Source organism: Streptomyces sp. FXJ1.172 (assembly GCF_001636945.3).
Taxonomy (GTDB): domain Bacteria; phylum Actinomycetota; class Actinomycetes; order Streptomycetales; family Streptomycetaceae; genus Streptomyces.
In genome coordinates this window covers 8625711-8643776 of the sequence record NZ_CP119133.2, presented here as the reverse complement: position 1 = coordinate 8643776, position 18066 = coordinate 8625711, and the positions used below count along the sequence as shown (strand labels likewise).

The 18066-nt window shown below is 70.9% G+C and carries 15 protein-coding genes and 1 pseudogene; 5 read left to right on the top strand and 11 right to left on the bottom strand.

Annotated features, from left to right (window positions below; genetic code table 11):
• Positions 1–19 precede the first annotated feature (19 nt).
• The 4 genes and pseudogenes from A6P39_RS39105 to A6P39_RS39090 all read left to right on the top strand — a co-directional run bounded on the left by A6P39_RS39105 (position 20) and on the right by A6P39_RS39090 (position 4655).
• Positions 20–940: an undecaprenyl-diphosphate phosphatase gene (locus tag A6P39_RS39105; protein ID WP_067043427.1), complete on the top strand. Its 921-nt coding sequence runs from the start codon at positions 20–22 to the stop codon at positions 938–940.
• A gap of 279 nt (positions 941–1219) precedes the next feature.
• Positions 1220–2914: a hypothetical protein gene (locus tag A6P39_RS39100; RefSeq protein WP_067043430.1), complete on the top strand. Its 1695-nt coding sequence runs from the start codon at positions 1220–1222 to the stop codon at positions 2912–2914.
• Positions 2915–2966: 52 nt separating this feature from the next.
• A pseudogene (locus A6P39_RS39095) lies at positions 2967–3096 on the top strand (FAD-dependent oxidoreductase); the annotation flags it as partial.
• 131 nt (positions 3097–3227) lie between these two features.
• Positions 3228–4655 (top strand): M14 family zinc carboxypeptidase, encoded by a 1428-nt coding sequence (locus A6P39_RS39090; RefSeq protein WP_067043433.1) that lies wholly within the window; start codon positions 3228–3230, stop codon positions 4653–4655.
• 94 nt (positions 4656–4749) lie between these two features.
• Here the strand turns inward: A6P39_RS39090 and A6P39_RS39085 are convergent, their stop codons facing one another.
• The 11 genes from A6P39_RS39085 to A6P39_RS39035 form a co-directional block, all read right to left on the bottom strand.
• Positions 4750–7419 (bottom strand): lectin, encoded by a 2670-nt coding sequence (locus tag A6P39_RS39085; RefSeq protein WP_079133267.1) that lies wholly within the window; start codon positions 7417–7419, stop codon positions 4750–4752.
• Complete coding sequence (locus tag A6P39_RS39080) at positions 7412–8458, bottom strand: hypothetical protein (protein ID WP_107304298.1); 1047 nt, start codon at positions 8456–8458, stop codon at positions 7412–7414. The genes A6P39_RS39085 and A6P39_RS39080 overlap by 8 nt, the downstream gene beginning before the upstream one ends.
• 258 nt (positions 8459–8716) lie before the next feature.
• A complete protein-coding gene (locus tag A6P39_RS39075; protein WP_067043436.1) occupies positions 8717–9586 on the bottom strand; it encodes an RNA polymerase sigma-70 factor in 870 nt (289 codons plus the stop codon).
• Positions 9583–10140 (bottom strand): carboxymuconolactone decarboxylase family protein, encoded by a 558-nt coding sequence (locus A6P39_RS39070; protein ID WP_067043439.1) that lies wholly within the window; start codon positions 10138–10140, stop codon positions 9583–9585. The genes A6P39_RS39075 and A6P39_RS39070 overlap by 4 nt, the downstream gene beginning before the upstream one ends.
• 385 nt (positions 10141–10525) lie before the next feature.
• Positions 10526–11122, bottom strand: a complete 597-nt coding sequence (locus A6P39_RS39065; RefSeq protein ID WP_067043892.1) for a hypothetical protein — start codon at positions 11120–11122, stop codon at positions 10526–10528.
• Between the two features lie 5 nt (positions 11123–11127).
• Positions 11128–11988: a carbohydrate ABC transporter permease gene (locus tag A6P39_RS39060; protein ID WP_067043443.1), complete on the bottom strand. Its 861-nt coding sequence runs from the start codon at positions 11986–11988 to the stop codon at positions 11128–11130.
• Complete coding sequence (locus tag A6P39_RS39055; protein WP_067043446.1) at positions 11985–12923, bottom strand: carbohydrate ABC transporter permease; 939 nt, start codon at positions 12921–12923, stop codon at positions 11985–11987. The genes A6P39_RS39060 and A6P39_RS39055 overlap by 4 nt, the downstream gene beginning before the upstream one ends.
• Entirely contained in the window at positions 12920–14203 is a 1284-nt protein-coding gene (locus A6P39_RS39050; RefSeq protein ID WP_067043449.1) for an ABC transporter substrate-binding protein, read from the bottom strand. The genes A6P39_RS39055 and A6P39_RS39050 overlap by 4 nt, the downstream gene beginning before the upstream one ends.
• A gap of 60 nt (positions 14204–14263) precedes the next feature.
• Positions 14264–15034 (bottom strand): cupin, encoded by a 771-nt coding sequence (locus tag A6P39_RS39045; protein WP_067043451.1) that lies wholly within the window; start codon positions 15032–15034, stop codon positions 14264–14266.
• Complete coding sequence (locus A6P39_RS39040; RefSeq protein WP_067043454.1) at positions 15028–15960, bottom strand: PmoA family protein; 933 nt, start codon at positions 15958–15960, stop codon at positions 15028–15030. The genes A6P39_RS39045 and A6P39_RS39040 overlap by 7 nt, the downstream gene beginning before the upstream one ends.
• On the bottom strand, positions 15957–17072 hold the full coding sequence (locus A6P39_RS39035; protein ID WP_067043458.1) for a Gfo/Idh/MocA family protein: 1116 nt from the start codon (positions 17070–17072) through the stop codon (positions 15957–15959). Before A6P39_RS39035 ends, A6P39_RS39040 begins: the two co-directional genes overlap by 4 nt.
• Before the next feature lie 176 nt (positions 17073–17248).
• Here A6P39_RS39035 and A6P39_RS39030 point away from each other — a divergent pair, with 176 nt between their 5' ends.
• Positions 17249–18019: a maleylpyruvate isomerase N-terminal domain-containing protein gene (locus tag A6P39_RS39030; RefSeq protein ID WP_067043461.1), complete on the top strand. Its 771-nt coding sequence runs from the start codon at positions 17249–17251 to the stop codon at positions 18017–18019.
• The last annotated feature ends 47 nt before the right edge of the window (positions 18020–18066 follow it).

Here is an 18066-nt window from a genome sequence, read left to right as displayed (position 1 = left end):
TCCGAGTCAAAGGGCCTGCATGTCCGTCCTGACCTATCCCGAAGCCATAGGCGTCGGCCTGCTGCAAGGCGTCACCGAGCTGTTCCCGGTCTCCAGCCTCGGGCACAGCATCCTGATCCCCGCCCTCCTGGGCGGGCACTGGAAGCACGACCTGGACGTCTCCGCCGACAATTCCCTGTACCTCAATGAGCTGGTCGGCCTCCACCTGGCCACGGCGCTGGCTCTGGTGGTCTTCTTCTGGCGCGACTGGGTCCGGGTGATCCGCGGCCTGTCGACGTCGATCACGCAACGACGCATCCAGACCGTGGACCAGCGGCTCGCCTGGCTGATCATCGCGGCCTGCATCCCGGTGGGCGTCGCCGGCGTCGCGCTCGACAAGGTGTTCCGTACGACGCTCGGGCGCCCCGTGCCGACCGCGATCTTCCTGGCCCTCAACGGCATCGTCCTCTACGTCACCGAACGCCTGCGGCGCGGCGGCACGGGCCGCAGGCGGGCGGCCGACGCCGTGGCGCCGGGCGAGGAGCACCTGAGCCCGGACGAGTTGTCGGACCGGCGGATCACGCGGATGACCATCCGCCAGGCCCTGGTGATCGGGGCGGCCCAGATCCTCGCCCTGCTGCCGGGCATCAGCCGCTCCGGATCGACCATCAGCGCGGGCATCTTCCGCGGTCTCAACCACGAGGACTCCGCCCGTTTCGCGTTCCTGCTCGCCACGCCGGTGATCGGCGGAGCGGCGCTGCTCAAACTGCCTCCACTGCTCGGTCCCGAGGGCAACGGCCTGCGTGGACCGCTGCTGGCGGGAAGCGTCGCCGCCTTCATCGCCGCTTACCTCGCGACCCGCTACCTGGTCAAGTACTTCGAGAACCGCACCCTCGTCCCGTTCGCCGTCTACTGCACCCTCGCCGGCCTCGGCAGCCTGGCCTACTTCGCCATCGGCTGACCGCGGCAACAGGCGGGGGCCGCGGGCGAGGCGGTGGACATCGCGGCCGGGGCGGCGCACAGCCCGGCCGCGTACGCCGGTGCGCGCCGAGGCGCACACGACGGAGCCGCCGCCGGGTGGCCGGCCCCGCGCCACCACCCGGACGTGGCGCCCGGTTGTTCTCCGGCGTGAATGGGCAGTGTCCCGGCCGTCTTTCGCCTAGGGTCGTCGCACCGGTCATCGTCGTGCCGTCACCGTCCCGTCAATGGGACGGCCGGCGGCCAGCCTTGAGGAGTTCGTATGCGCTACTACGACCTCGGCAGCCACGGCCGGCCGGTGACGACGACGTCCGCCGAGGCGCAGACGTGGTTCGACCGCGGGCTGAACTGGACGTACGCCTTCAACCACGAGGAGGCCGTCCGGTGTTTCGAGGCCGCCCTCGCGGCGGATCCCGGCTGTGCCATGGCGGACTGGGGCCTGGCCTACGCGCTCGGTCCCAACTACAACAAGCCGTGGGAGTCCTTCGACGCGGAGGACCTGGGGCGGACGGCGGAGCGTGCGCATGCCGCCGTACGGCGCGCACAGGCGAAGACCGCCGGCGCCACCCCGGTCGAACAGGCCCTCATCGGTGCACTGGGTGCCCGCTATCCACGGTCCCGGGCCCCGGGCGCCGAGGACTGTTCCGTATGGAACACCACCTACGCCGACCGCATGCGGGACGTCCACCGGCTGGCCCCCGACGACCTCGACGTGGCCACCCTGTACGCCGACGCCCTGATGAACCTCACGCCCTGGCAGCTGTGGGACCTGCGCACGGGCCGGCCCGTGCCCGGCTCGCGCGCCCTCGAGGCCAGGGCGGTACTCGAGCAGGCGATCGCCATGGAGGCGGGCACGCGGCACCCGGGCCTGCTCCACATGTACATCCACCTGATGGAGATGTCCCCGACGCCCGAGGCGGCCCTGCCGATGGGCGACCGGCTGCGCGGTCTGGTGCCGGACGCGGGCCACCTCCAGCACATGCCGTCGCACCTGGAGGTGCTCTGCGGCGACTATCGCCGGGTGATCTCCGACAACACCGAGGCGATCGCAGCCGACGAGAAGTTCCACACCAGGGCCGGGGCGATGAACTTCTACACCCTGTACCGGTGTCACAACCTCCACTTCAAGATCTACGGCGCGATGTTCCTCGGTCGCTTCCAGGACGCGGTGGAAACGGCGGCCCGGCTCGAAGCGGCCGTGCCCGAGGAACTGCTGCGCGTGGCCAGCCCGCCCATGGCGGACTGGCTGGAGGGCTTCCTCGCCATGCGGGTGCACGTGCTCATCCGCTTCGGCCGCTGGCAGGACGTGCTGGGCCTCGCGATGCCCGCCGACGCGCAGTTGTACTGCGTGACCACGGCCATGCTGCGGTACGCGCGCGGCGTCGCCCTCTCGGCCCTGGGCCGGATCGACGAGGCCGCCACCGAACGTGACCTCTTCCACGACGCGCTCGCCCGGGTGCCGGCGAGCCGGATGCTGTTCAACAACACCTGTGCGGACATCCTGGCGATCGCCGCGCACATGCTGGACGGGGAGCTGGAGTACCGCAAGGGGAACCACGAAGCCGCGTTCGCGGCACTGCGCCGTTCGATCGAGCTGGACGACGGCCTTCCCTACGACGAGCCGTGGGGGTGGATGCAGCCGACCCGGCACGCTTACGGCGCACTGCTCCTCGAACAGGGCCTGGTCGCGCAGGCCGAGGCCGTCTACCGTGCCGACCTCGGACTCGACGACACCCTGCCGCGCGCACTGCAGCACCCCGGCAACGTCTGGGCCCTGCACGGCCTCCACGAGTGCCTCGTGCGGCTCGGCAAGGAGGGAGAGGCACGGATCGTGGCCCAGCAACTGAAGATCGCCGCGGCGATGGCGGACGTGGCGATCGAGGCGTCCTGCTTCTGCCGGCTGGAGACCGCCGCGAGCACCGCACTCCGAAACGGCTGCTGCACCGCGGAGCACTGAGCCTCGCGTCATGTGAGGGACGTCGACGTCTGTGATCATCGGTGGCGGCGTGATGGGTGCCGGCACCGCGTTCCACCTCGCCGAGGCCGGGGTGCACGATCGTCGTCGTCGAGCGCGCCGACCTCGGCTGCGGCAGCTCGGGCAAGCCGATCGGCGGTGTGCGCGCCCAGTTCTCCGATCCTGGCCGGCCAGGTCCACCAGTGGCAGGCCGCCCGGCTTTCGCGTGCACGAGGGCCGTGGCGCACACCCCATGTCGTTCTCGCCATGGCCATGCCATATTGAGGGGGTCCATCCCCCACGAAAGGTCACCTCCATGGCATACAAACGCCTGGCGGGCCTGACCGCCGGTGCCGTCATCGTCGCCGCGGCCCTGTTACCGCAGGTCGCACAGGCTGGCACCGGCGCGGACGCCACAGCGGGCCGAGCCACCACCACCGGCCGCGCCCACGGCGGGCAGCGTACGGTCGTCGTCTACCGCGTGCCCACGCGCAATCCGCGCACCGACGCCGAACGCCTCGTCGACTCCGGATACGACCTGCTCGAAAAGAGGCAGGGCGACAGCCTGTTCGTCGCCGGCGACGCCTCGACCGCGGCGGGACTGCGACGCCTCGGCTTCACTCCCGCGATCGCCACCACGCTGACCGAGGCGATACCTTCCTCCACCACGGTGCCGCGCGCCGCGGGCGACACCTTCGACGGCGGCTATCACACCGTCACCGCGCAGTACTCCCACCTGGACACCACCGTCTCCCAACACCCCGATCTCGCCAAGGTGGTGACATACGGCCAGTCCTGGCTCAAACAGCACGGGCGGGGCGGCCGCGACCTCAAGGCGATATGCATCACCAAGATCCAGACGGGCGACTGCTCACTCAACCCGAACTCGGCCAAGCCACGGTTCTTCCTGATGAGTCAGATCCACGCGCGCGAGCTGACGACCGGAGAGATGTCGTGGCGCTGGATCGACGCGCTGACCAGCGGCTACGGCAAGGACTCGGCGATCACCCGGCTGATGGACAGCACCGAGATGTGGGTGGTGCCCGACGCCAACCCCGACGGTGTCGACATGGTCGCGGCGGGCGGCGACAACCCTGTCCTGCAGCGCAAGAACGCGGACGACTCGCACGGCTCCCGGTGCGGGGTGAGCGCGTACAGCCAGATCGGCGTCGACCTCAATCGCAACGCCGGCACCCACTGGAACACCTCCGGCACCTCCAGCGCGTCCTGCGACCAGACCTACGGCGGTCCCGCGAGCGACTCGGAGGCGGAGAACACCGCTCTGGAGAGCCTCTTCCGCGAGCTGTTCCCCGCGGTACGCACCGGCACCGGCGACCGGGACCCGGCGCCGTCGACCGCCAAGGGCATGATGATCACCCTGCACAGCGACGCCAGCATGGTGCTCTTCCCCTGGGAGTACAACGCCGGCGTGCACACCGGCAACGACGCCGCCCTGCGCGCGCTGGCCGCCCACATGGGCTCGCTGACCGGGTACCAGTACGGCCAGGCCGGCGAGATCCTCTACAACGCCTCGGGCGGAACCGACGACTGGACCTACGACAAGCTCGGCCTGGCCAGCTTCACCATCGAGATCGGCGACAGCGACGGCGTCGGCTGCGACGGCTTCACACCGCCGTACTCCTGCCAGGACAGCTACTTCTGGCCGAAGATCGAACCCGCGCTCCTCTACGCCGCCCAGCATGCCGCGGCCCCCTACACCACCACGTCGGCCGCACACCACTGACGCCCCCGTTCGCCCGGCGGCACACACCATGACAGTGGCCCTCCCACGCTTGCGGCGGGAGGGCCACGGCCGGCCTAGCGCCCCGGCAGGGGCACTAGGAGGGCAGGGTCCAGCGCTGGCCGGTGCTGCCCGTGCAGGGGGCGAGGGTCAACTGGGTCTTACTGGTCGCACCGTTGCTCGAGTCGGTGAGGCACAGGCCGGAGACCGGGTTGACGAGTTCACCCTTGCTGTCGGGCTGCCACTGCTGGGCCTGGGTGCCGTTGCAGGTGTGGAGCTGGATCTTCGTACCGGAGGTGGTCGCACCGCCGGTGACGTCCATGCAGTCGTTCAGCACCTGCAGGGTGCCGTCGGGGACGACCTTCCAGGTCTGTGCATCGGTGCCGTTGCAGGTGTGGGTCTGGATGGCCGTGCCGTTGGAGGTGCCGGCGCCGGCGTCGTCGACGCACGTGCCGGTGGCCGTCCCGGTGAGCGGGCCGCTGGGCTGGGCCACTCCCGTGCCCGGGCTGCCGGCGTAGGACGGCGGTGCGGCCGAGGCCTGCGACGCCCACTGGGTGTCGGCGCTCGAGGAGAGGGTGAAGTCCAGCTCGGCGGACGAGCCGGCGTACGAAGCCGGCACATAGGGCTTGTTCCAGGCGCTGCCGTTCAGGGTCAGGGCCTGGACGTAGGGCGAACTGTCCGCAGCCGCAGGGGCGTTGACCCTGAGCGTGTGCCCGCCCGCGGTGACGACGGCCGAAGTGAACAGCGGGCTGCCGATGGCGAGGTCCGCGGTGCCCGGTATCTCCGGGTAGAGGCCGAGCGCGGACCAGACGTACCAGGCGCTCATCTCGCCGAGGTCGTCGTTGCCGGGCTCGCCGCCGGCGGCGTTGGTCCACAGCTGGTCCTGGACCGCGCGCACCGTGGACTGCGTCTTGTACGGCTCGCCCACCCAGTCGTACTCCCACGGCAGCCCGATGCTGGGCTCGTTGCCCATGTTGGACTGGGTGCCGATGACGCTGCCCAGGCCCTGATAGCCGCTGAGCACGCTGTCCAGGTACGACGCCAGCGAGGAGCTGCCGCCCTCCAGCGACGCCAGCCCGGCGAGGTTGAACGGGATCATCGGCGTGTAGGTGAAGGCGTCGCCCTCGGCGAAGTCGTTGGCCGAGGTCCCGGTGATCAGTTTGGCGTTGAACCCGTCCATCCAGCGACCGTTGGAGTGCCGTGGCTGGATGTAGCCCGAGGAGGTGTTGAAGATGTTCTCCCAGTCCTGCGCGCGGTCCTGGAACGTCCTCTGGTGCGCGCTGTCGCCGAGTTCGCCCGCGAACACCGACAGCGCGAAGTCGTCGGTGTCGTACTCGAGTTGGGTGGCGGTGGTGGCGTACTCGTGGCAGCAGCCGTACAGCGAGTTGGTGGGCAGGTAGCCGAAGGAGTCGAGGTACGTCACGCCGGGTGTGACGTCGGTGTCGGTGGTCTGTTCCTTGATCATGGCGGACAGGGCCGTTGCGGTGTCGAAGTTCCGTGCGCCGAAGGCGTAGTAGCCGGCCAGCACGGGCACGGCTGGGTCGCCGACCATGATGTGCGTCTCGCCGGTGGCCATGCCCCATTTGGTGAGGGTGCCGCCCTGCTCGTAGTCGTTGACGATCGACTGCGCCATGTCGGAGGCGGCCGACGGGTCGAGCAGCGCCGTGAGCTGCGCCTGGGAGCGGTAGGTGTCCCAGTTGGAGAAGTCGGTGTACTGGGCGCCATGGCCGGCGGTCACGGTGTGCACGGCGCCGTCGTAGCCGCGGTAGGAGCCGTCGGCGTCGCTGACCACGCTGGGGAAGAGCGAGGCGTGGTAGAGGGCGGTGTAGAAGACGGTCTGCTGGTCGCTGGTGCCGCCGCCGACCGTGATCTTCGACAGTTCGTTGCGCCATGCCGTCGTCGCGGCGGACTTCACGTCGGCGAAGCTCTTGCCCGTGACCTCCGCGTCCCGGTTGGCGGCCGCCTCGGCCGCCGATGTGTAGGAGATACCGACCCTGGCCTCGACCGTCCGGCTGCTCGTGGCGTCGAAGGTGAGGTACTCACCGCCGCTGTAGCCGCCGCTCGCGGTGAAGGGGTGGTCGAAGGTGAGGGCGAAGTAGACGGTGAAAGGGTTGGTGGCCTCGCAGAAACCGGTGCTGGTCACCGAGCCGGTCACGGTGTCGCCGCCCGTCACGTTCAGCGTCGAGGAGGCGTACGGGGTCTGCGTGCCGTTCAGTTTCAGCAGCAGGTCGGCCTGGGTGGAGGCGGGGAAGGTGAACTGGCCGATCCCCGCGTGCGTGGTCGTGGTGAGCGCGACGCCGGTGCTGTTGCCGAGGGAGACGGAGTAGTAACCGGGTGACGCCGTCTCGTTCGCGTGGGAGAACGACTCCGTCGTGGAGCCGGGGTCGGAGCCGATCGCGCCGACGACGGGCAGGATGGGCAGGTCCCCGGCCGCGTCGCAGCCGACGCCGGAGACATGAGTGAGGCTGAAGCCGGAGACCGCCGAGTCGGCGTAGTTGTACCCGCCGCCCTTGGGCCGCGAGGTGGTGTCCGGGGACCACTGCAGCATGCCGTGCGGGGCGTCGGCCCCGGGAAAGGTGTTCCCGGCGCTGAAGTCGTTGTTGGAGCCGGTGCCGATGTAGGGGTTGACCAGCGGCACGGGGTCCGTCACGGTCGCGGCCGCTGCCGCTGCCGCGGGGGCGAGCCGGCCGGGCAGGGCGAAGGCGAGGGCCATCGCTCCGGCCGCCAGCAACCGCAGCAGTGTGCGGGAGCGCAGGGCGTCAGCCACGGTCGAGCACCTCGCCGAGGACGCCGTTCGCCGGGGCGGTGATCCAGTCGCTGGAGATGTAGGAGGCGCCGTCGGCGGCGAGTTCGGCGACGCGGGCCCGGGCGTCGGCCAGGGACGGGTCGGAGGAGCTGAGGGCGGGCGGCACGTCGTAGGCATCGGTGACGACGGTCAGGTAGTGGTTGGTGTCGTACCACCGGGTGTCGCCGTCGCCGGCCCATGCGGCCGCGTCCGCGTCGAACACCACGAACCAGGGCCGCAGGGTGGTGTCGCTGTAGCGGGTGCGCGGGTCCCCCGCCTGCGCGCCGAGCACGCTCGGGAAGACGGCGGCCCGGTCGATGGTCCCGGCGGCGTACAGGTCCTTCAGATGCTGGGCGTAGACGGCGTCCACCCAGGTGGAGGCGGGGTCGACGGCCTGCTCGAAGGTGCCCGGGATGATCTCCACGACCGCCTTGCCGCGCAGAGCCGTGTATCCGGCCCAGTTGTTCGCGCGGGCGGCGGTGTCGAGGTCCGGGTAGCGGGTGCCGTCGCTCTTGGTCAGCAGGTCGGCGGGGGTGTAGAGGACGCTGCCTAGATGGGCCTTGACGTAGCTGTCGAACGTGGTCGGGATCATGCCGAGGGTGTTGTCGAACCCGTTCTTCATCTCGATCTTGACCATGACCGGGTGGCTGGAGGGGTGGGCCTGCAGCCAGATCCGGATGTCGTCGAGGCAGCTGTCCAGGTTCTGGTTGCGGTCTCCGGTGTAGAGCCCGGAAGCCGCGCTCGCCTTGACGCAGTTGTTGTCACTGCCCAGCGGGTTGCTGTGGCTCACGTTCCACTTGCCGGTGAACACATTGGCCCAGGTGTCCAGTTCGATCAGGGAGGTGCCGGTGTCCAGGGCGTCGGCGAGGTAGGTGTACGCCGACTTGTCGTTGTACGTGTTGTGGATGCCGGTGCCGGAGACGTCGGCCAGTGTGGTCCCGGCGAGGTCGTCGGCGTGGGCGGACGGCATCGTTGTCAGGGCGAGCAGCAGAGCCGAGACGGCCGGCAGCGCGGCCCGCATTCTTCGGACAATCATGTGCATGCCAATCACGTGCACGCCAATCCCCTCTCACGGTGCTCGGTGGTCGCGCAGAGCCTAGGGCTCATGGACGTCCATTCGCTACGCCCCGGTAACCGCTTTCCCAACATCCCGGAACCGTTGTGCATGTGACGCCCCCTCACCGCCTGGTGGCGGGCACGAGGCGGGCCCGGCGAAGGACCAGGGCTTCGGTCCGGACAACCCGAAAGGAAGGGAGCCGTGAGTGACCCCGCCCGACGGTCAGTCCTCGGCGAGCCGGACGCGGGTGAGCTTGTCAGGATTGCGGATCAGCCGGATGGCGCTGATCGTGCCGTCCTCCGCGATGTCGCAGCCGGCCACCGAGTCCGGCCGGTCTCCCGACGTGAAGAGGTGGCCCGGAAGGCCGTTGACCAGTACCTCCCGCACGCCGGCGTCCGGGATCGAGGTGGAGATGACGCCGAGGATCCAGCGGGCGACCTTGTCGGCCCCGAAGATCGGGCGCAGTGCGGCACGGACCTTTCCGCCGCCGTCGGTCCAGCCGGTCACGTCGGGGGCGAGCAGGGCCATCATCCGGTTGATGTCGCCGCCGACGCAGGCGGCCAGGAACTCGTCGGTGACCTTGCGCCGCACCTCGGCGGGCGCGTCGTACCGGGGGCGGCGGGCCTGCACATGGCTGCGGGCCCGGCTGCCGACCTGACGCACCGACGCCTCGGTCCGCTCCAGCATCCCGGCGATCTCGGGATACCCGAAGCCGAACACCTCCTTGAGGATGAACACCGCCCGCTCCAGGGGCGACAGCGTCTCCAGCACCACCAGCATGGCCAGCGAGATCGCCTCCGCCCGCTCGACGCCGCCGCTGGCGTCCGGCGCGCTCACCAGGGGCTCCGGCAGCCAGGGGCCCACATACGACTCACGCTGGGCGGCGGCCGACTGCGAGCGGTTGATCGAGAGATTGGTGACGATCCGGCACAGGTAGGCGCGAGGGTGAGCGACGGAGCCGACTTCGACGGTGCTCCACCTGAGCCAGGCGTCCTGGAGGATGTCCTCGGCATCGGCGGCGCTGCTCAGCATCCGGTAGGCGATGCCGAACAGCTCCGGCCGGTGTTCCTCGAAGAGTTCAAGTGCGGTCACGCACGCGACGGTAGCGCGCAGCGGTCCGAGAAGCCCTGGCCGGTGAGGCCGAAGGCGCTGTTCATCCGGGAGCGCAGGTTCTCCACGGCGACCATCGCGGTGAGTTCGACGAATGCGGGCTCACCGTGCCGCTCGATCAGCCGGGCCGCCAGCTCGTCGGTGACGGTCGGCTGGGTCTGCGACATCGCCTCGGCGTACTCCAGCACGTCCAGCTCGGCCTCGGTGAACTCCTCACGGTGATCGCGCCACAACGGTACGGCGTGCAGCTTCGCACTCGGCATGCCTTCGTTGTGGGCTTCCCAGTAGCCGAAGTCGGTGCACCAGGAGCAGCCGATCACATGCGAACTGGCCATCACGGCAAGCAACTTGAGCTGGGGGTCCAGCTTGTTCCACTTGGCGAGCGACATCTCCAGCCGCGCGTCGGTCAGCATGACCTTGCGGTTGTGGGCCAGCGCACGGACGGGGTCGAGGACCGCGCCGTAGGTGCGCCTGGAGTACCACTCGCTGATGCGGTACAGCAGGGTGCGCGGCGGGCTGAGCGAGATACGGGCCATGGCAATCGCCTCCGGTGCGGGAATTCGCGTTCACCAGTGGAGACCGGAGAGCCCGGCCGAATGTGACATGCCACGGGCACCGCACCGGATCGTGTCCCTGATCACAGCCGATCGCCATGTGAAATCTGTGAGGTGGACCACACGGCGGTGGGGCTTCCGTCGCCGCTCAGGGAAGCGTAGGTTCCGGTTACCCCGCGACGGCGCCTCGCAGGCGCTGGTCCGCCACTCCCGGGGCGGCGGACCAGCGGGGGCCAAACGTTCATAAGCCTGAGGCCGGCCGCACGCCACGGGCCGGGACGGGCCATCGCGCCCGGCGCCTGCGGCCCGGTCGGCGCACGGGCCGGCGTGACCAGGCCGCCCAGACCTCTCTCCCGCCCGCCGGAGGTCAGTGCCGGCTCCCCCCGTACCGCACGTCGACCGCGGTGAGTGCCAGGGCCAGCGGCCCAGGGGTGAGGAAGGCGAGTGGTGGCAGTGCCCAGGCACTCGCGGCCACCGCCGCCAGGGCCAGCAGGATCAGGCCGGTGCCGCCGGGGTCGTGGACGGTGTCGTGAGCGGCGGCGCGCAGCGCCGTTCTCCAGGTGGTGCGGGACTCGGGACGGGCGCAGGCGCGGAGGCCGACGAGGATCGCGCCGGTCGTGATGGCCGTGGCCACCACGACGAAGAGCGGACCAGCGGGCAGGCCGGTGCGGGCCAGGGCCAGGTCCGCGGCGGACAGGAGCAGCACGGCCACGGTCAGGGCTCCTGCCGCGAGGTCGGCGAGGCCGAGGCGCCAGCGCAGAAGCGTCACGAAGCGTCCGGCGGTGGCGGGGCGTCCCTCCCCCGCGCCGCGCAGCACCGCGCAGGCCGTGGACAGGGCGGCCGGTGCGGTCAGCAGCGGCAGGCAGGCCACGGCGGTGGCGAGGCCGACGCTGAGGGTGTCGGCGAACAGGGTCATGCGGGGGCCGAACAGCTCGCCCGGTTCCCGGGTGCGGGTCTGGGACATCGTGGTCACCCCTTGAGTCCGGAGCTGGCCATGCCCTCCACGAGGAAGCGCTGGAAGGCGAGGAAGAACAGCACGATCGGCAGCAGAGCGATCACCGACATCGCGAACATCGGTCCGAACGACGACTGGCTGGAGGCGTCCACGAAGGAGCGCAGCGCCAGGGTGAGGGTGAACTTGTCCGGATCGAAGAGGTAGATGAGCTGGGTGAAGAAGTCGTTCCAGGTCCAGATGAACGTGAAGATCGCGGTGGTGATCAGCGCGGGGCGGGTCAGCGGCAGGACGATGGAGAAGAAGCTGCGGAAGGGGCCGCAGCCGTCGATGCGGGCGGCCTCCTCCAGTTCGCGGGGCAGGCCGCGCATGAACTGCACGATGAGGAAGACGAAGAACGCCTCGGTCGCGAGGAACTTCGGCAGGATCAGCGGCCAGTAGGTGTTCACCAGGCCGAGCTTGTTGAAGATGATGTACTGCGGGATCAGGACCGCGTGGTGCGGCAGCATGATCGTGGCGATCATGAAGGCGAAGAGGGGGCGGCGCATGCGGAAGCGCAGCCGGGCGAAGGCGTAGGCGGCGAGCGAGCAGCTGAACACGTTGCCGAAGACGGCGCCGCCCGCGATCAGCAGCGAGTTGCCGAGCAGCCGCCAGATGGAGACGCCGTTCACGCCGTCGAGGGCGGTGCTGTAGTTCGACCACTCGAGGTGACTGGGCAGCAGGTCGAGGCTGGCGATGACCTCGTTCGCGGGCTTGAGCGAGGTGGCCAGCAGCCAGGCCAGCGGGTACAGCATGACGAGCAGCGCGGCCAGGCAGCCGGCGTGCAGGGCGATGCGGCCCCGGGCAACGCGGTTGCGGGGCGGGGCGGTTGTGGTCATCGCTCCCCCTCGGAGGCGTAGAAGACCCAGGTCCGCGAGGTGCGGAAGAGGACGGCGGTGACGGCGCCGATGACGATGAGCAGGACCCAGGCCATGGCGGAGGCGTAGCCCATGTGGGAGGCGACGAAGCCGCGGTCGTAGAGGTAGAGGGTGTAGACGAGTGTGGAGTCGGCGGGGCCGCCCTTGCCGGCGCTGATGGCGAAGGCGGGCGTGAAGACCTGGAAGGCCTGGATCGTCTGCAGGACCAGGTTGAAGAACAGCACCGGGGACAGCATCGGCACGGTGACGGAGACGAACTGCCGCCATTTCCCCACCCCGTCGACGGCCGCGGCCTCATACAGTTCGGCGGGTATCTGCTGGAGCCCGGCGAGGAAGATGACCACGGGGGCGCCGAACTGCCACACGGTCAGCAGGGCGACGGCGAGCAGGGACCAGCCCGGCTCGTTGACCCAGCCACCGGTGCCGAGCAGATGGTCGACGGTGCCGCCGTCGTTGAAGACCGCCCGCCACACCAGGGCGACGGACATCGAGGCGCCCAGCAGGGAGGGGGCGTAGAACGCGGAGCGGTAGAAGGCCTTGCCGCGTTTCATGCCCTTGAGGGCGAGCGCGACCGCCAGTGCCAGGGCGAGCTGGAGGGGGACGGCGATGACGACGTAGGTCAGGGTCGTCAGCACCGAGCGCCAGTAGCGCGGGTCCTCGGTGAACATCTGCGCGTAGTTGCGCAGGCCCACCCAGTGCGGCGGGTTGAACAGGTCGTAGTCGGTGAACGACAGGTACAGCGAGACGGCCATCGGCAGCAGCGTCAGGACGGTCGCGCCGAGCACCCATGGGGAGAGGAACACCCAGGCGGCGCCCTGGCGTTCGTGCTTCGGGCGGCGCCGTGCCGTGGCGGATGACCGGCGGGCGGTGGGCGCCGGGATGCCGGTGGTGGTCATGACCTCAGCTCCGCCTTCGCCTCGGTGACATAGTTCGCGGCCGCCTTGCGGGGCGACATGCGCTCGTACGACACCTGGTCGTAGTCGCGCTGGAAGGTGGTCTGCAGGGCGTTGTCGCCGGAGGGCGGGGCCTGCGGCGGGTCCTTGAGGCTGCCCTCCAGGGAGGCCTGGAAGCCGGCGACGGTCTTGTCGAAGCCGGTCAGCCGGGGCCCGGTCTCCTTGCGGATCGTCTCGTTGACGGGGATGCCGCGGGTCGCGCCGAGGATCTTCGCCGCGTCGGGGTCGTTGACGAGGAAGTCGATCAGCTGGGCCGCCTGCCCGGGGTGGCCGGTGTGGGCTCCGATGCCGAGGAACATCGACGGCTTGAAGTACTGGCCGGGGGTGCCGTCCGCGCCGGACGGCATCGGGGCGAGCGCCACTCCGCTCTTGACGAGGGCGCCGTAACCGCTGGCCGGGGCGTCCCAGTTGGCGTCGGAGGCGGCCTTGCCGCGGCCGAGCGGGGTGTTCTCGACGGATCCGTCGAGCTGGGTGGTCTGCTCGGCGGGCGATACGGCGCCCTCGCGGCGCAGCCGGTCGGTGAAGGTCCACCAGCGGGTGAGGTCCGCGGCGGTGAAGCCGAGCCCCCGGTCCTTGGTGTAGAGCGCCTTGCCCTGGCCGCGCAGCCAGACCTCGAAGGCGTCCTCGCTCTGCCCAGGGTCGGTGCCGCCGGGCTTCCCGGTCTTCCGGGCCAGTGCGCGCATCGCGTCGGCCCACTGGTCCCAGGTCCAGCCGCGGCCGGGCAGCGGTACTCCGGAGCTGCGCCAGGCCTGGACGTCGTAGACGACGGTCTCGGTGCCGCGGCCCTGCGGTACGGCGTACTGGGCGCCGCGCACCCGGCCGGTGGCCAGCAGTCCGGGGTCGATGCCGGCGGTGCGCAGCACCCGCTGCTGCCGGCCCAGGTCGAGCAGGACGCCGCCGGAGGCGTACTGGTCGATCTGCCGGTAGTCGAGCTGCATCACATCGGGTGCGTCGCCGCCGGCGGCCTGCGTGGCGAGCTTCTGTTTGTAGGCGTCGTAGCCGGAGAACGATGTCTGCACCCGTATGTTCGGGTGGCGTTGTTCGAACAGGGCGATGGCCTTCTCGGTGCGCTCGGCGCGGTCGGGGTTGCCCCACCACGTGTAGCGCAGCACGGTCTTGCCGCCGCCGGCCGACTCCCCGGATCCGCCGCAGCCGGCCAGCATCGCGCACAGGGCGAGTGCGGCGGCCGACGCGCAGAACCCCTTTGTCCTGTGTCCGGGCATGCCGAGGTCACCTCTTCCTCTCCTCGGGGCGTCTCCCGATTCGCCGCTGCCGGGCGGCGGTCAGCCCATGGGCTTGCCGTCGTACGGCAGCGTCGTGCCGGGCAGGGCGTACTCGTCCCGGCGCCCGCACATCCCGAAGCCGCCCAGCCGGCTCGGCTCGCTCCGGTACGCGGTCGCGTCGGCGAGGTAGGCGGGGTCGCCGGACTCCAGGGCGTCGAGCTGGGCGCCGGTGCGTTCGGCGGTGGCGAGGGCGCCGGTGCGCCACAGCTCGCGCCAGGCGGGCACGCGGGCGCGGACCAGGCGGGCGGCGGCCTGCTGGAAGGCACGGTACGGGCCGCTGTCCCCGGCGATCAGGGCTTCCCGCAGGGGGAGGTAGCCCTCGACCGCCAGGTCCCGGCGGCGCCGGGCGGCGGCTTCCGTGTCCGGCCCGGTGCCGGGCGGCAGGGTGGCGGCGGCCCGGTACCGCCCGGGGTCGGCGAGGACCTCGGGCGGGAAGGTGAACACGGCGTCCCCGGCCTCGGGCAGGCCGTTGTTCTGCATGAGCACCGTGATCCGCAGATCGCCGCCCTGCACCATGCGGTGCACGGTGCCCGGGGTGAACCAGGCGAGGGAGCCGGGCCCCAGCGGGATGTCCCGGTAGCCGTCGGGACTCAGGGTCTGCACCGCGCCCCGGCCCCCGGTGACGACATACGCCTCGGTGCACACCAGGTGCAGATGGGGGCTGCCGCCGCAGACGCCGTCGGCGGCCTCCCAGTCGTAGGCGCTCAGGTGGGACAGGCCTACGGCTCCGGGCAGCGGACGGGGCGGCGCGGGCGTCGCTCGGCTCACCACGGCAGGCCCTCCAGGTGGCGGCTGACCCGGTCGCGGTCCCAGGCGCCGTCGGCGATCACGACCCGGTAGCGGTAGCCGAAGCTCTCGCCCGGCGGCAGGGCGAACTCCTCGAAGAACGCCCAGGAGAACGCGACCGTCGGGATCGGTTCGGAGCGCACGAACCAGTGCGAGGCATGGATCGCGGACGACTCGTCCAGGTTCTCGGGGGCGTGGGCGAAGACGAGGGTGGAGTGGGCATCGGTCTCGTCGTGCTCGGTGGTGAAGGCCAGCCACGGCCCCTGACTGCCCATCACCTTCGCGGCGCCGAGGGCGGGTTCGGAGTCGGGCGTGAAGACGCCGCCACCGGTGAAGTCGCGCGGGCCGCGCCACTGCAGCCCGGTGTAGCCCGCCATCTCGCGGCCCGCGGTGGTCGGCGAGCCGAACAGCAGGGGCTCGTCATGGACGTTGGTGAGGCGGATGGACCAGTCCAGGGTCCAGGCGCCGGCCTCCTCGTCCACCGTGTGCACGGCGAGACCGCGCACCTCGCGGGCCCATTCCCGGCCGCCGTTCTCGACCCACGTCAACTCCTCTGTGACGTCGAGGCGTTCGTCGCTGACCGAGAGGCCGGTGAAACCGTCGTGCCGCATGGAGCCGACGCGGTCGGGCAGGCGGAGGTAACCCTCGCCGTGCACATAGCAGTTGCCGCCCCAGAAGTTCTGCCCCGACAGATGGCTGGCCGTCATCTGCAGGCCCTTGTGCCAGCGGTGGTCGCTCGGGCGGTATCCGGTCACCGTGCGGCCGGCGAGGGTGCGCACGGGATGGGCGTAGGGCTTGCGGGCCTCGAAGGCGTCCGGGTCGGGGCGGTAGACGTAGCGGAGGATCTCGGTGCCGTTCGGCGCCCGGACCGCGAGGTGCTCGCCGTGGACGTGGCTGACTCGGATGCTCATGCGCGCTCCTTCGGGGCCCAGTCGGGGTGGTCGCCGTGCATGGCCGCGTAGTAGGGGTCGCCGGGGCCGATCTCGCCCGCCCGCACCGGGTGTCCGGTGAACGCCGCCTTGTACAGGGCGGCGGCGAACTCAAGGGTGGCGCGCGCGTCGGGACCGCTGCCCGGGGGCCGCTCACCGCGGTCGAACGCGTCGAGGAGGGCGCCGAGCTGGGCGGTGTGCGAGCTGGGCACGTCGTGCGCGGGGGTACGCCAGGCCGCGGCGCGCCCGGCGTCGACGTGCGGGGCGGGCGTGTAGACCCAGTCGGCGTTGCCGTGCCCGTAGAGGTGGGTCAGTTCCAGCGTGGCGTCGGCGCAGTCGACGCGGATGCGGCTGACCTCGTGCGGGGACAGGACGCTGTTGACGACGGTGGCCAGCGCGCCGCCGCGGAAGCGGACCAGGGCGGTGGAGACGTCCTCGCTCTCGACGTCGTGGACCAGCCGGGCCGCCATGGCCCGCACTTCCTCCCACTCACCGAGCAGGTGCAGCAGCAGGTCGTACTGGTGGATGCCGTGTCCCATGGTCGGCCCGCCGCCCTCGCTCGCCCACCGGCCGCGCCACGGTACGGCGTAGTAGCCGGCGTCCCGGTGCCAGGTCGTCTGGCAGTGCGCGACCAGGGGGGCGCCCAGCTCGCCGCTCGTGATCAGGTCCCGGGCGTGTACGGCGCCGGAGCCGTAGCGGTGCTGGAACACCACCGAGGCGTAGGCGTCTGAGGCGTCCTCGGCGGCTGCGATGTCGTCGTACTCGGCGAGCGACAGGCACAGCGGCTTCTCGCACAGCACCCAGGCACCCGCCTTGAGCGCGGCGACGGTCTGCTCACGGTGCAGCGCGGGCGGCGTGCCGATGAGAACCAGGTCCGGGCGTACGGCGTCGAGCATGGCCTCGGTCGAGGTGAACCCGGCGATCCGGGCACCCGCCTCCTGCCGGAAGGCGTCCAGTCTGCCCTCGTCCACATCGACGGCGGCGACGAGTTCGGCGCGCTCGGCGTGGGCTCTGAGCGCGGGAAGATGGCTGCCGGTGACGATGGCGCCGGTGCCGATGACGGCGACGCGGCGGCGGGGTGCGGGCAAGGACATGCAACGCTCCTGAGGGCTCGGCAGACGGAGTCAGGCACTATGCAGAAAGCGCTTGCTCCATACGAGGCGACCCTAGGTGCCGGGTGATTGTCAGGACAACCCCTGTGCGGGGAGATTCGCTGGTGCGAGGGGGACGGGCCTGTTTGACCGACGGCCGTCCGGGCTACCCATGGCGCATGATTCCATCCCGAGTCGAGGACACCCTCCCCGAGCTGGCCCCGTTCGTCCACGCCGTCCAGGGGCGGCAGGCCGATGACGGCACGTGGTGCGAGGCCTGGACGGTGCGGGACGTCCTGGTCCACCAGACGGGCAATGCCGAGGAACTGGCCCGGGTGCTGCGGGCGTTCCTCGACGGTTCGCCGGTGGAGACCAGGGGTTTTAACCGTGAGGCCCCCTTTCGGCGCATGTCCGACTCCGAACTCTGGGCGGCGTTCCTGAACCACTGCGAACAGCTCGCCGAGGTGGCCGCGGCCGCCGCGCAGGACCTGTCCCCGGAGACGGAGATCATGTGGACCGGGCGGTCCGTGAGGCCCCCGTTGTTCGCGGAGCACATGCGCGAGGAGCTGATCCTGCACCGCTGGGACCTGACCGGCGACGACCGTACGGCGGTGCAGGCGCTCAACGAGCCGTGGATGACGGAGCACAGCGTGGTGTCGGTCGGCCGCCCCCTGCTGGAGCGTGGCCGCACCGGTCTGGACCGGGGACCCGAGGGCCGGGTCGAGGGGCGCCTGCGCACACCGGGCATGGACGACGTCGTGGTGACCGCCGACGCGGACGGCGGCACCATCCGGCTCGCCGCCCCCGAGGGCTCCGCCACGGTCGAGAGCGACGCGGCCACCCGTGTCCTGCTGCTGTGGGGACGGCGCCCGGCCGACCCGTCACGCTGGCACAGCGCCGCCGGCCCGGAGACGCTGCGCAAGGTGCGGGCGCTCTTGAGCGGTTACTGACGTTCCCGGGGCCGCTGCTCCCGCCCGAGCACCCCGCATGGACGGCT

Excerpts from the sequence above, each read along its gene's own strand:
- A6P39_RS39105 (WP_067043427.1), top strand. The coding sequence starts at position 20 with ATGTCCGTCCTGACCTATCCCGAAGCCATAGGCGTCGGCCTGCTGCAA.
- A6P39_RS39070 (WP_067043439.1), bottom strand. The coding sequence starts at position 10,140 with ATGGCCCGTATCTCGCTCAGCCCGCCGCGCACCCTGCTGTACCGCATC.
- A6P39_RS39035 (WP_067043458.1), bottom strand. The coding sequence starts at position 17,072 with ATGTCCTTGCCCGCACCCCGCCGCCGCGTCGCCGTCATCGGCACCGGC.
- A6P39_RS39060 (WP_067043443.1), bottom strand. The coding sequence starts at position 11,988 with ATGACCACAACCGCCCCGCCCCGCAACCGCGTTGCCCGGGGCCGCATC.
- A6P39_RS39100 (WP_067043430.1), top strand. The coding sequence starts at position 1,220 with ATGCGCTACTACGACCTCGGCAGCCACGGCCGGCCGGTGACGACGACG.
- A6P39_RS39030 (WP_067043461.1), top strand. The coding sequence starts at position 17,249 with ATGATTCCATCCCGAGTCGAGGACACCCTCCCCGAGCTGGCCCCGTTC.
- A6P39_RS39050 (WP_067043449.1), bottom strand. The coding sequence starts at position 14,203 with ATGCCCGGACACAGGACAAAGGGGTTCTGCGCGTCGGCCGCCGCACTC.
- A6P39_RS39065 (WP_067043892.1), bottom strand. The coding sequence starts at position 11,122 with ATGTCCCAGACCCGCACCCGGGAACCGGGCGAGCTGTTCGGCCCCCGC.
- A6P39_RS39055 (WP_067043446.1), bottom strand. The coding sequence starts at position 12,923 with ATGACCACCACCGGCATCCCGGCGCCCACCGCCCGCCGGTCATCCGCC.
- A6P39_RS39080 (WP_107304298.1), bottom strand. The coding sequence starts at position 8,458 with ATGCGGGCCGCGCTGCCGGCCGTCTCGGCTCTGCTGCTCGCCCTGACA.
- A6P39_RS39040 (WP_067043454.1), bottom strand. The coding sequence starts at position 15,960 with ATGAGCATCCGAGTCAGCCACGTCCACGGCGAGCACCTCGCGGTCCGG.
- A6P39_RS39090 (WP_067043433.1), top strand. The coding sequence starts at position 3,228 with ATGGCATACAAACGCCTGGCGGGCCTGACCGCCGGTGCCGTCATCGTC.